The organism is Bordetella sp. 02P26C-1 (assembly GCF_009763255.1).
Classification (GTDB): domain Bacteria; phylum Pseudomonadota; class Gammaproteobacteria; order Burkholderiales; family Burkholderiaceae_B; genus Bordetella_A.
Window position 1 is genome coordinate 1 of sequence record NZ_WSJB01000022.1, and the last position, 14,089, is coordinate 14,089.

General features: G+C 59.2%; 5 protein-coding genes. 1 reads left to right on the forward strand and 4 read right to left on the reverse strand.

Annotated features, from left to right (window positions below; genetic code table 11):
• Window positions 1-152: 152 nt before the first annotated feature.
• Both GOQ28_RS12780 and GOQ28_RS12785 read right to left on the reverse strand, forming a co-directional pair.
• Window positions 153-1,022, reverse strand: a complete 870-nt coding sequence (locus tag GOQ28_RS12780) for a glycosyltransferase (protein WP_160356724.1) — start codon at window positions 1,020-1,022, stop codon at window positions 153-155.
• A 188-nt stretch (window positions 1,023-1,210) separates the two neighbouring features.
• Window positions 1,211-2,758 carry a capsule biosynthesis protein gene (locus tag GOQ28_RS12785; RefSeq protein ID WP_336603774.1) on the reverse strand — a complete coding sequence of 516 codons (1,548 nt, stop codon included), beginning with the start codon at window positions 2,756-2,758 and terminating at the stop codon, window positions 1,211-1,213.
• Window positions 2,759-2,900: 142 nt separating this feature from the next.
• Here GOQ28_RS12785 and pgi point away from each other — a divergent pair, with 142 nt between their 5' ends.
• Entirely contained in the window at window positions 2,901-4,484 is a 1,584-nt protein-coding gene (gene pgi, locus GOQ28_RS12790) for a glucose-6-phosphate isomerase (RefSeq protein WP_160356726.1), read from the forward strand.
• 79 nt (window positions 4,485-4,563) lie between these two features.
• Here the strand turns inward: pgi and GOQ28_RS12795 are convergent, their stop codons facing one another.
• Together GOQ28_RS12795 and GOQ28_RS12800 are read right to left on the reverse strand one after the other, a co-directional pair.
• Window positions 4,564-5,910: an aminotransferase class I/II-fold pyridoxal phosphate-dependent enzyme gene (locus tag GOQ28_RS12795; RefSeq protein ID WP_160356727.1), complete on the reverse strand. Its 1,347-nt coding sequence runs from the start codon at window positions 5,908-5,910 to the stop codon at window positions 4,564-4,566.
• Window positions 5,911-5,912: 2 nt separating this feature from the next.
• Window positions 5,913-13,547: a type I polyketide synthase gene (locus tag GOQ28_RS12800; protein WP_160356728.1), complete on the reverse strand. Its 7,635-nt coding sequence runs from the start codon at window positions 13,545-13,547 to the stop codon at window positions 5,913-5,915.
• Window positions 13,548-14,089: the final 542 nt, after the last annotated feature.

Sequence of the window (14,089 nt, forward strand, 5' to 3'; positions counted from 1 at the left end):
AACGCCCCAACATGGCGCTCGGCGGGATTACCCCGAAGCAGAAACTCGCCATCGCGGCATAGCTTCTACCTTCCGAGACGTTTAAAAATGGGGGGATTACCATTCCACCTCCTCGGCCCATCTCCGGGTGGATCGATCACAGGGGGGGGCACCTAAGTTAGAATTTCGTCGTATAGACTGCCGAGAGAGCAGCTTATCAACTGCGGATGTTGCGAATATGCTCGGCTTAAATATGCCTTTGCGATATGACGTCGGGTCTCTGTGGTCATTTCTCCCAGATGTAGCACTGCCCGTCTCAGGTCTTTGTCGGAGTTGGGGTTGTACAAAAGAGAATGCGCGCATGATGGAAATAATTCTTCCATTGCGGGTATCCTCGGGGCAATAACTGGGATGCCCAAACTTAATGCCAACACTGCTACTCCGGATGCCAATATCCTGTGGTATGGCAACAATACGCCGGCGTATGAGCGAAGTGTATCCGCTACTTTGTTTTGTGGAGTCGACGTCAGAAACAGTTGGATTTCTTCGCGATTTTGAGCAAGGGTAAGCAATTGGTCGCCAAGGCTTGCTGTGCGAATCGGCTGGCCCATTACATGCAGCGCTAGCGTATTCGCATGCATGAAATCGTGCGGTAGCTTGTCGAACAATTTAGGTAAATTCTTGTACTCGCGAACCATACCAAAGCAAACTAAAGTGCGAGGTAGAGCGGGCGTCGATCCAGCTAAGGAAATCGTTTTTTCTGCTGGTTCATATACGTCGAGATACGCTGGATGAGGCAAAACTCTTATTCTGCTAGTGTCGGCTAGCTCCGTTTGGTTTAATATTTCGGCAATTGACGCGACGTTGTGCACTAAGACTAAATCGGAAAGCTGCCCTAACTCCTTGCGAAGTCTGCGTACGGTTTGCCGGAAATTGCATTCGTGCGGGATAAGATTGTGAAACGTCCAGACAATTTTGCCTCCAACGTCGCGATAGGCCTGTAGTCGCTTTATATAGTTGCGACGTACCTCTGCTGCCTGCACTGCATTCCGGCAGTCTGAGAAAATTGACTCCTCCCAGTGGACGTGAAAAATGGGGCATTTCCCCGACCGTTGACGTGACAAAGCCTTTCCTGTTGACCCGAGCGCCGGCCGGTACCTATGAGTGATTGCAGAATACAAAAGTCGTTGGTAAGGATTGCTATATAGGCGAGAATTTAATACTTCTATGGTCATTGGATTTTTCGCGTCCAAGGCGTGACATTACTCCCCTTAAGAGGAGAAAAAATGGGTGCGTTACGGTCACGAGCGGATTGTAATCTGGGCGGCGGATCAATATATGCCTCGGCGTTATTTACTCCCTTATGCATAACTCGCCGGACTATCTCGTCACAGGCTGCGCGGCGTCCTCGGGGGTGATAGAACGAGCCGTGTATTTGTATAGTCGCGGCAAGTGCGCTCAACAACGCATCGCGGAGCGTAACATCTATAGGAGCAGGATGCTCCCAGAATGTGTCGAGTGAATCTTGGTGTGTAAGTCCGAGGATGTCGTAGACAGCTATTCCCAAGACCTTCACGGGGGTGCCTGCTCGCAGACTGTGTAAGCCCACAGTAGAATTTATTGTTATTACGCCTTGGCTCCGCCGTATCGTCCTCTTCAAATTACATTTACTTACCGCAAGGACTCGGTCTGCTACTCCGTGACGTTCCGCAACGTTCGCGACTCTGCGTTCCCAGCGCTCAATGCCGTTGTCGAGTGGGTGAAGCTTGACGACGAGATGCCCCGTGCGGGGCGCGTTTCGTGAAAATGATGCGATTACTTCCTCGATCATGTCGGCTTGATGGCGATAGTGCGAATTGCAGCGTAATTGATAGTCTGCTTGTAGTTGCAGTGCTAGCATCCAGTAGCGTCTGCGCCCTCGGCTGAGGCGTTCGACCGCTTGTGAGCGCCTGCGCTCAGTCATGAACTTGTACAGCGCATTTGGTACCCACGCTAGATAATCCACAAGCGGGTGGTAGTACTTATCTGCCCGATAGAATGGATATGCGTAGGGCAGCAGGGCCGTCAACAGGTTGTATGTAACCTCGTTGGTTGCCTCAACACCAAACCGGTGGGTGAAGTGCTCTGTTGGCTGTTCAAATGGGGGCACTCGTTGGGCTATCTTTCGCACCAACGTAGGGTCATTTGGAAAGTGCGAGAGTGCGCCCATCCCTCCGCGTTCCAACGTCACCCAGTCAGGCCTCAGATACCCGAATTCAACAGCATAAGTATCTACGCCGAGAGATGCGGCGATTTCTCGTGCGACTGCGTGATATGGCAGGCGATCAGCGTAGTAGAGAATATCGGTGATGCGATTCTCTAGAAGATATTGCCGGAGGTATTCACCCCAACGGCTAAAGCGACCTCGATAGTTGTCCGCGCCCCTCCTTCGCCAATAAACCCAGTCTCCCATGGAGAGATTTATCCGACGCACCTGTGCTCCTGCGGCCTTAAATTGGTCGGCAAGCTGGCACCAAAATGTTGACGGTGGGCCTTGTAAAAAGAGAATGTTTCGCTTCGTGTCAGCTTCCATGCCTACTGCTCGGACCCCGTTGTCTGCAAAGTGCCAAGATTGTACCGGTGGGCAGCAGGCCGATCTATAGCAGTATGTATTGCAGAAAGTTGCTGAATTAAATAATCGGAAGACCTTCTGGTCAGTCTTCTGAGTGCGATTTCCCTCGGGTCGTCTCGAATTATCGACACAAGCGCGCGCGCGTGCGGCATAATCGGAGTGCTGCATGATGGCGACGCCACACGCCGACTCGCTTCGCTCTAGCCGTCAAATTCCAAGTTTCAGGCTTCGACGCTTTCAGTGCGCACGGTTCTGAAGTCGATGAACGCCTATCTCCGTTTGCTCGTACATGAAAGATTCAGCTCCTCCTATGCTCCACGCCAGCTCTTCCGACGTACCATCTGTGACCGAGTTGGATGAATGGTCGAAATTTGAAGAAGCGACACAGCGGGCGGATTGTAGAGGGGAGAGGTTACGCGTTATCGATGCGGCCGGGCTTTGCGTGGACCTCAGTGCTCAGCCGGGTTCAGAGGAACTAAACAAAGCTTCAGATGCGCTGTTAAGGGTGCGAGATTTCACCCGCATGCGCCGGCGATTATTGGAAGGCGGGGTGGTAAACCCCACCGAAGACCGAGCAGCTTGGCATTCAATGCTGCGCGAGCCTTCGCCCACGCCTGAAGTCGCCCACGAGCGCAATCGCCTGCTCCAGTTCGTCCAACGCGCAGACAATGAACGGCGCTGGCGCCACGTGTTGCACATCGGCATCGGGGGGAGCGACTGGGGCTTGCGTTTAACGGTCGCAGCGTTCGGATACACGGGAACCTGGCGCGATATTCGTTTTGTGGCCAACATTGATGGTCACGCAATCGAAGGCGGGATTGCGGGGTTGAATCCGCACGAGACCGTCGTCGTAATCGCCTCCAAATCATTCGCGACGGCAGAGACCCTGGAGAACGCGCGCCGCGCTTTGGAATGGCTACGCGCTTCAGGCGTGAAATGTCCTGAACGCCAGCTCGTTGCCGTCACCGCTCGTCCCGCCCTGGCGCGCGAATTCGGCGTGCCCGAAGATCAAATCTTCCCATTCTGGGACTGGGTCGGTGGTCGATTCTCGTTTTGGTCGTCGGTCTGCGTCTCAACCGCGCTGACCGTCGGGACTGACGTTATGGCCGGGATGCTGGCTGGTGCGCATGCGATGGATGAGCACTTCCGCACCGCGCCGATCGAGCGCAATGCGCCGGTACAACTGGCACTGGCCGGCGTCGCAAATCGCAGCGTCCTGGGGCTGAGCTCTTTAAATATCTCGGTATACGACTCACGCTTGTTCCACTTGGTGCCTTATCTGCAGCAGCTGGAGATGGAATCGCTGGGCAAGTCGGTCACGATTGCTGGCGAACCGGTAGGTGTGCCAACCGGACCCGCCGTGTGGGGCATGCCGGGCACAGACGCGCAGCATACGTTCTTCCAATGGCTGCACCAAGGCGATGGCGCTGCCGTTGACTTCATCGTGTGCCAGCAAGCCGATCATCGCTGGCCCGAGCATCATCAGCAGCTTATCGCCAACTGCCTGGCACAGCGCGAGGCGCTATTGCGTGGGAAGTCGTATGAAGAAGTGCTTGCGGAAATGGAGGGCACGGGTGATCCCGAGCACGTAAAGTGGTTGGCCAAGCACAAGGTATATCCGGGTGGTCGTCCGTCGAACCTGATCGTCTTGCCGCGTCTGAGTCCTTATACGCTGGGCGCTTTAATTGCCCTGTACGAGCATAAGGTATTCGTGCAGGCGCTTATCTGGGGCATTAATCCGTTCGATCAATGGGGTGTTGAGTTGGGCAAGACCCTTACCGCCCGCATTCGAAAGGATTGGGAATCGATGTCTGAGGGCAAATGTGATGCCGTGTCGAGCCACGACCCGTCGACGCAATACTGGCTGGAGCGTTTCGCGCCTTCGCGCAAGTGAATGCAGAGAGGAAAGCCGTGTCTTCACGGCTGGTACGGCAGGTGAGGATAGCGCGAACTCGCGCATCACCTGCCGTTTTTTATAGCAACTCGCTTAGCGCCGATACCGTGCGGCGCAACTGCTCTTCGGTGTGCATGCAAGAGACGAAAAAACGCAGCCTGGCCGATTTTTCCGGAACTGCCGGATAAAGAATCGGCTGCACATTGATGCCTTGCTCGAACAGCGCAGCCGATAGCCGCGCGGCTTTAAGAGAACTGGCAATAATCGCTGGCACGACGGCGTAACCGGTACTTGACCCGGTGTCGATACCGGCGGCTCGAGCCGATTCCAAGAAATACTTCCCGCGAGCTTGCAGCGTAGTGACTCGCTCGGGAAGCTCAAGCATACGTCGCAACGCGGCCAGAGAGGCGCCCGCCACGGCAGGCGGCATCCCCACGCTATACAGAAAACCCGGTGCCAAGAACTTCAGATGTTCAATCAACGCCGTCTCGCCCGCGATGTAGCCGCCACATCCCGCAAACGTCTTACTCAGCGTGCCCATCCATATATCGACGTCCGTGCCGGCCAGCCCGAAGTGCTCGCGAATGCCGTACCCACGCTTGCCCATAACGCCTAGCGAGTGCGCCTCATCGACCATCAGGAAAGCCTTATGCCGTCGCTTGATCTCGACAAACCGCGGAAGGTCCGGAAAATCGCCGTCCATGCTGTAGATGCCTTCGAGCACAATCAGCACGCGTTCGAATTGATGGCGCTGTTCCGCGAGGATAGCGTCCAGCGCGGCCCAGTCGTTATGGGCGAATGATAAACGGCGCGCGCCGGATAGCTGGGCGCCTTGCAGAATGCTGTTGTGAATCAGCTCGTCATGCACGATCAGGTCGCGCGGGCCGAACAGGTAGCCGATCGTGGATACGTTCGTCGCGTGTCCGCTGACGAATGCAATGGCGTCATCGACTTCATACAGGTCGGCAATCGCGCGCTCTAGTTCGCGATGGATGGGGCGTTCGCCAGACACAAGGCGGCTGGCAGATACGGACGTGCCGTAGCGCTCCATCGCCTCGCGTGCGGCGGCCTGAACGACGGGGTCGTCGGACATGCCCAGATAGTTATAGCTGGCGAAGTTGATGTAGGACTTGCCGCCGATTTGCGTCTCGGCGCCTGCGGCGCCTTCATGCAGTTTGAAAAACGGGCTGCGCACGCCCATGCGGGCGGCGCCTTCATTCATGATTTGCAGCTGGCGATAGCCTGGGTGCAGATCGAAGCGGTAGAACTCTTCGGGGATGGCGTTCTTCCGCGCAGACGATTGGAGCATTGTCCGCGGGGACGACGCCTGTCCGGCTTGACGCAGCTTGCGCTCCAGGGCCTGCTGGATGAGCTTGTCTTTGATGCTGGCCGATAAACCGGGCAGGCCTTTTTTGCTACTGCTCACAATCAGTGAATCATCCGTTTATTGTTGAGGTTCCCTGATTTTAGTTCATCGGCAAACTTGGCCATGGCCTCGGCAGGGACCTCATCGGTATGCTGTGAGACGACTTGCTCGACCTGAGCCAGCACTGCGTCCTGAGTGGCGTGATCACCATCCCCGCGCAGCATTTGAATGAGCTTGGCAGCCAGGCGGGATAGGGTGGGGCTTTCGTTTAACGCCATGACGGGTAGGCGGATGCCAAACCGGTTCTCAAGCGCTACGACGAGTTCCACCCCCATCAACGAATCCAGCCCCATGTCGTAGACGGACACCTCGGGGTGGATCTTGTCAGGCGATACGCGCAGGATCTCGCTGACTTCCGCTTTGATCATGTCCACGAAGATGGGATGCAAGGCTTCGTCATCCATGGTGGCCAACAGATGCGCAACATCGCGCGCGTCACCATCATCGTCGCCGCCGTCGCTGTACCGACGCGCTAGCAGACTGAACTTCGGCGAATTGGCGCTGGGCAGGAATCTGCGCAGGGCGCGCCAGTCGAGCTCCAGTACGCCCAGACCGCTGGCGTTTGCTTGCACCATGGCTTCCAGCACATCCAACGCGGCACCCGAGGCGAGCGCCGCGCCGCCCATGCGGCTTTGCAGTGCATCCTTGATCTTAGTGTTGCGGGCCAGATAGCCCACGTCGTCAATGGCGCCCCAACGTACGCAGGTAGCGGGTAGACCATGCGCGCGCCGCTGTTGGGCCAACGCCTCAAGCCACATGTTCGCGGCGACATAGTTCGCTTGACCTGGGTTGCCAAAAAGCGTCGTGCCCGACGAGTAGAGAATGAAGAAATCGAGGCTCAAGTCGCGGGTAGCGTCGTCGAGATTCTTCCCACCTACAACTTTGGGCGCCAGCACGCGTTCGATTTGTTCGGCGGTCGCGTTGCGCACCAGGCAGTCGTCGATCACCATGGCTGCGTGGACGACGCCGCGTAGGGGCGGCATATTGGCCCGGATATACTGCATCAGGTCGCGTACCGCATGCGCATCTGTGACGTCGCAGGCGGTCGCATAAACGTTTACGCCTTGGTGCTGAAGCTGCGCGATCGCTGCTTGTGCCGTGTCGGAAGCAGGGCCACTGCGGCTGACGAGCACCAGATGGCGGGCGCCTTGTTCCGCGAGCCATTGCGCCGTGCGTAACCCAAAGCCGCTAAGCCCGCCGGTGACGAGGTAAGTAGCTTCTGCCGGCAACGCCAAGCCATGGGGAGACGTCGCAGCAACAGCATGGTGTACGTGACGAATGCCGTTGCGATAGGTGATGACGATCTTCCCGATCTGGCGCGCCTGCTGCATGTAGCGGAAAGCATCGACCACGTTGTTGGCATCGAACTCTTGATACGGCAGAGGATGCAGCACGCCTTGTTTGAACAGCTCCATCATCTCGCCGAACAATCGACGTGTCAGCGCGGGGCGCTCCTGCATCAGCTGGTCGGCATCAATGCCGAAATAGCTGATGTTGTTGCGGAAGGGGCGCAAGCCGATACGGGTGTTCTCGTAGAAGTCGCGCTTGCCCAATTCGAGGAATCGGCCAAAGGGCTTGAGTACGCGCAGGTTGCGGTTGACCGCTTCGCCAGCGAGTGAGTTCAGTACGACGTCCACGCCTTTCCCGCCGGTATCGGCGAGAATCTCGTCCGCATACGCCAGGGATCGGGAGTCGTAGATGTGCTGAACGCCCATGAGGCGCAGGAAATCGCGTTTCTCTTCCGAACCGGCAGTCGCGTAGATCTCGGCGCCACGCGCTTGGGCAAATTGGATCGCAGCGATCCCTACGCCACCTGCGGCGCCGTGGATGAGTATCTTCTCGCCTTCTTCCAATTGCGCCAGGTGATGCAGCGCGTAGTACACCGTGAAGAAGGTGCTTGGGATCGTGGCCGCCGCTTCGAATGAGATTCCTTCGGGAATAGGCGCGATAGCGCTGGCCTTGGTCAGAACCCGGTTCGAGAAGCTGGCCGGGCCAAAGCCCACCACGGCGTCGCCCGGTTGATAGTCGCCTTCTGCATTGGGTCCAACGCGTTTGACGATGCCGGCGAATTCCAAACCTAGCGTCGGGCCGGCGAAGCCGTTTTCGATGGCTTCGTCTGACAAGAGGCCGAGGGCATACATTACGTCGCGGAAATTCAGGCCCGTGGCGCGGACTTCAATCTCTAACTGGTCGTCGGCGGGCTCCGTGGCCGCAGATGCCTGCCAGCGAAGGTTGCGCAGCTGTCCCGGGAACTCGAAGCCTAAGCTGATATGTTCCGCGCGTGACGCCACGTTCGTGGGCGCGGCTGGGCGCGCTACGGTACGTAGACGTGGCGCGTAACGATGCCCGTCTGCCGTGAGCGCTGCTTCGTGCTCGGCGTCGGGATGCTGTAGTTCACGCACGAGAGCATCTAGCAGCGTGTCGTTCGGTTCGGTATGCGGTAGATCCAGGAGACGCACGCCAAACTGGGCGGCCTCGTTCATCATGGTGCGCCCGTAGCCCCACAGCGGCGCATCTTTCAACATGCCGGTCGTCGTGGTGTCGGTGCGCGCCAGCGTCTGTGCGGCGCCTGCAGTCAGGAGCCAGAGCGTGGCTTTGCTGTGGCTGCGTTCCAAGCCCTGCGCTACGGCGGCGGCGATGGCGCATCGGCGGACCTGGGTTTGCAGCATGGTTGCCGCGTCGTCGTCCTCGGTAAAGAGACCGTCCAGATGCAGGATGCCATGCAGATGACCGAGTTCCGCATTGGCCTGGGCAAGTACAGTGTCGATCTCTGCTGGGGCAGTGTCGTTGTGTACGAGGACGCGATGACCGGCGGCGGACAGCGAGGCGCAAAGGCGCTGTAGGAGCGCATGGCTGGCGTCGCTCGCGCCGGAAAGCACTAGCCAAGCAGGCGAATCTTCCGGCGTGGGCGAAGTGCTAGGCAATGCGCAGGCTTGTGGCGCATCCGTTTCCGCAGCGACGGCGGTCAACAGATAGGGCCCGCTCAAGGATTCAGCAACAAAGTCCACGACAGGACCGCAGTCGTACCCCTGCTGCGTCAGCATGTCACGCCACAGGTCGGCGGAATACTGGCACGAAGCAGGGTGACCGTCGGCATCAGTCGCTACCCACCATGAGGCCCGGCCACCGGCGACAAAGTCCAGCCACGCAGCGGGATGATGGCCAATCACGAGCAGTGACCCGTTTTGCTTGAGACGCGCGCGTACGTATTCCTGCACACGTAACGCGTCATCGGGATTGCATTCGTCAGCGTGCAGGATCACCAAGTCGACATGGCGCTGCAAGTCCGCAGACTCTTCGAGCGCGCCACAGGAGGCGTCGGGATAGCCATCTAACAGGCGCTCTGCCTGTTCTACAGCGGCGGATTGTGTCGAGACGAATCGATAATCCGACACGTCGAAGTTCAATGACGTGCACGCGTGTACCGCGAAAGCCGGGGCTACCGCGCTGATTTCCAGCACGTTCAAACGCGCGCCTGGGGGAAGCTCTTCTTGTGCGCGTGCCAATAGCGTCTGCAAGGAGGCGCCCATATGCTCGCGGGTGTGCGCGCCTAGAATCTGGCGCGCCAATGCCCCCAGGGAGGCCTCGGCAGGGGAGACGTCGTCCAACGACACCTGCCCTTGAAGCAGCTGCGACAGATGTAGACCGACTCGCCCAACGGCGTGCACGATCTGCGCGTAGTCAGGGTACTCGCGCAGCAAACTATTCCAGATATCGATGACATCGGGATCGTTATCATCGTGTTCGGAAATCGTCCATCCGGACGGGCCACGCTGCAGCAAGCCGGTGTCCGTGGCGCGCGCCAACACGTGATCGAGCAGCGGCGCCGTCTCGGGCGAGGTCTGGCGCAACCGTTCGATCGCCTCGTTGTATAGATGACGCCCATTCACTGCCAGGCTGCTCAGTGCGCGCACGGCGAAGTGGTCGCACAGGCTGTCGAGCAAAGGCTCGATTTCCAATGCGTAGCGTGCATGGGTCTGTTCCGCTGCCAGCGTCTCAGCCAACGCGCTGAAAGCCGTGCGCACGGCCGTGGAATCCAGCGCGCTGATATGGCGGCGCGGGTCCATGGGATGGGGGCTGGGCACACCGCTGTCGGCAACAAAGTCCAGCGCTTCGGCAGCCGTCTTGGAAAGGCGAATGCTCTTGAAGCGTGCCTCGCGCACCGCGGCGATTTGCTCACCATCGGCGTTGTATATCGCGAACTCCGCGGTGATGGAGTGGGGCGTACGCCGCAGCAGGCGGGCGCGCGCGTAGTGCGGGACGCCGCCCGAGGCGCGTACGGCGAGTCGGCCGATCTTGGCAGGGACGAAGGCCACACCCAGCTTCATCGCCGGGTCATCGCGCAGCAACTGGATGATGAGCTGAAACGTGCAGTCCAGCAGCGCGGGATGCAGATGCGTTTGCGCCAAATGGTCCTGTAACGATGCGGCCGGGTTCAAGACGGCCAGCACCGTGTCATCCGATTCTCTCCAGCCGTGCTGCACGGCTCGAAACGCCGAGCCATAATCCAACCCGACTGCTTCAGTCAGCAGCGCATGGCTATCGGTGGTGAAATCGTAAGCGCGTTCCGGCAGGCTGAGGGCGCCGTCCACCAGCAGCGCATCGCTGGCTTCGCGCAGGATGCGCGCGTTAGCGTGCAAGGTCCAGGGCTCAGTACTGCCCAGGTCTTTCGCTTGAATGCGTACCGCGCCGTCGGCGCTGTCTATGGTGATGCGGGTGCGCTTGGCCGGGGAGGGGCCGACTAGCAGGGGGGCACGGATTTCCAGCTCTTCGATTTCGAGCCATTCTCCGGGCTGCCACTGTTCTGCCGCCGCCAATGCGATCTCGGCGAAACCGCTGCCGGGAAACACAGTGGCGTCGCCCACCACGTGATCGGCGAGCCAGGGGTACAGATGCGTGTCGAGCTGGTTTTCCCAAATGCCTTCGTGTTGGCTTAGCGGGTAACCCAACAGCGGGTGCACCTTCGCGCGCTGTAGCTGACCCAGCGACTCGGCGGTGACAGGGTGCCAGTAGCGTTCGCGCTGCCAAGGATACGCTGGCAAGGCGACATGGCGCCCGGCCCAGGGGAACAGACTGTTCCAGACCACCTGAGCGCCGCTGAGCAACGCCTGGCCGGCCACGTCATGGATGCGAGCCGGGTCATCATTACCGCGGCTGGCCGTCATTAATACGCGGCCCTTGATGCCAGCTGCGTTAAGGCCATCGTTGACGTAGGAGCGCAGGACGGGATGCGGCCCGACTTCGATGTATACGTTCGCGCCGTCCGCGACGAGTGAGTCGATGGCTTGATGGAAACGCACCGGTTCTCGCACGTTGCGCCACCAGTAGTCCGCATCGAGTTGGTCGCCGGACAACGCTTTGCCGTCCACCGACGAAATAAAGGGTATGCGGCTGGCGACGGGGGCAAGGGAGGCAAGCGCAACGCGCAACTCGCCCTCGATGCCGTCCATCGCGTTGCTATGAAAGGCGTAATCCAGATCCAGGCGTTTATAAAACACCTGACGATTTGCGAGTTCGGCTTCCACCGTCGCCATGGCGTTCGGATCGCCAGCGAGGGTCGCGCCGCGTGCACTGTTGTAGCCGGCCACGCAAACGGCGTCGGCTAGCTGCAGTTCGGTGAGCAGGGCCAAGGCCTCGCCGCCGTCGATGCCGACCGCGGTCATGCAACCCTGGCCTTTGGTCATGCCCTGCAGGCGGCTGCGGTGGAAGATGACATTGACCGCATCGGCAAGCGTCAACGCGCCGCATGCCCAAGCCGCGGCGACTTCGCCTACGCTATGTCCAATCACCGCCGTTGGCACGATGCCGCGCTGTGCGAGCATGCGGGTGACACCCACCTGAATCGCGAATAAGGCGGGCTGCGCGATCTCGGTGCGCGCGTAGCGGTTGGGGTTATCGCTGCGGGCAAGTTCCTCGCCGAGCGTATAGCCAGCCAGGGGCGAGAAGAGGGTATCGACCTCGTGCACGGCCTCGGCAAAGACGGGGTCGGCTAGCAGTTGACGGCCCATGCCCTCCCACTGTGAACCGTTGCCAGAGAAGACGAAGACTGGCCCTTGCGCAGCCGGGACCGCGCTGCCGGAAGCCACGCTATAGCGCGGGGCAGTGCCGTCGGCGAAGGCCAACAGAGCCTGAGCAATCTGCTCGCTATCGTTCCCATATACCACCGCACGTTCGGCGTGCCATTCGCGTCGCATGACGGAGTGGTAGGCAATGTCATACAACGCGCGCGGCGGCTGCTGTTGCAGAAACTCGGCCGTATTGCGTGCCGCCGCCGCAAGCGCATCGGTGGTTTTGCCGGAGACGATAACGGGCACGGGTGCCGTGTTGGCGAGCTTGTCGGCCGGGTCGTTATTAATCGCGGGCGGGCTCTGCAAGATGACGTGGGCATTGGCGCCGCCAAAGCCGAACGAGTTCACCCCGATCGTCAAGGTACCGTTAGGGCGCAACCGGTGATTCTGCGTGGCGACCGAGATATTCCACTCATCGAACTTGATCGCCGGATTGAGCGTTTTAATCCCGATGGTGGCGGGCACCGTGCGATGTTGCAGACAGTAGATGGCTTTGACGAGGCCCGCGACGCCCGAGGCGGCTTCGAGGTGGCCGACATTGCTCTTGATCGAGCCGATCAGCAGCGGAGCGTCCGTGCCGCGTGGGCGGCCCAAGGCCTCGCCAATCGCACGGGTTTCGATCGGGTCGCCGACCGCGGTGCCGGTGCCGTGCGCTTCGAGGTAATCGATTTCATCGACCGAGACGCCCGCGCGTTCGTACGCCTGGCGCATCAGGGAAATCTGGGCGTCCGCGTTCGGCACGGTCAAGCCGGATTTGCGCCCATCGGTGTTGACCGCGCTACCGGCGATGACGGCGAGGATATGGTCCCCGTCGGCGACGGCTTGATCGTAGTCTTTCAGTAAAAACAGGCCGCCGCCTTCCGAACGCACATAGCCGTCGCCGGAGGCGTCGAACACCTTGCATCGGCCTTCCGGTGAGAGCATCGACGCCTTGGAGAACGTGATGAAGCCGTAGGGATGCAGGTGCAGGCTGATGCCGCCTGCGATGGCCTGGGTGGTTTCACCCGTCATGATGGCGCGGCAGGCCTGATGCACCGCGACCAAGGCCGAGGAACACGCCGTGTCCACCGCCATGCTCGGCCCGTGCAAATCGAATACGTACGAGAGCCGGTTGGCCGCGATGCTGGAGGTGTTGCCCGTGGCCATGGAGGCATCCACGGCCCCCATGTCGTCGGACATCCGGTACGAATAATCGGCGCTGGAAATTCCGATATAAACGCCGCAATCGCTGCCACGCAGCCGCGAGGGCGCAATGCCGGCGTTTTCCATGGCTTCCCAGCACAATTCGAGCAGCATGCGCTGCTGCGGGTCCATCAGCGCGGCTTCGCGCGGCGAGATGCCAAAAAATTGAGCATCAAACCCGGAAACGTCGCCTAAAGAACCCGCGGAAAAGGTATAGGCGGTGCCTGGGTGATCCTTGGCGGGATGAAGGTAAGCGTCTTGTTGCCACCGGCTCGGGTCGACCTGCGTGACCAGATCGCGTCCGGCAAGCAGATCCGTCCAGAACGATCCAAAATCCGTTTGCGGAAAGCGGAATGAGAGCCCTACGACGGCAACACGCTTTGCCATAAATGTTTTTCCTTCGACAGCTGCTCGAAAAGCTGGTTACTTTGATGGTTACAGGCTTCGCGGCGGGGTTGGCCGCGCAACTGGGATAGGGTCGTTGCGCCGAGGTTAAAGCAACGCCGAACATCCCAGCCCGACTCAATTCAATATTGGCGACGTAAATCCGCAAAAGCAGTCAAACGACTATGGCAAGCGCGGTTCGACAGAAAATACGTAACTAGGGTTTGCGAACGTAGATCGACCATTATGAAATGATAAGCGTGGATAGCGAGTTCGAGATTCTACTGTGTGGTTGTTAATAGGTGATTGCAGATCACCCGTTTGTAATAAATAGATACAAAGCCCGGATATTAGCAGCTGCATCGTCTTGATGGAATCTTACGCGCGAAAGCCGACGAGAATTGTGTGGGAATTTGAGCCCCGAGGACTCGGTAAGGGCACAGCGCAGCAATTCCAGTGACGGGCAGTAACGACCGTGGCATACGCTAACTAGAAAAAGACCGTGCGCCGCGCGATCAGCCTTGTCGTCTATGCCGTGTAGGAGA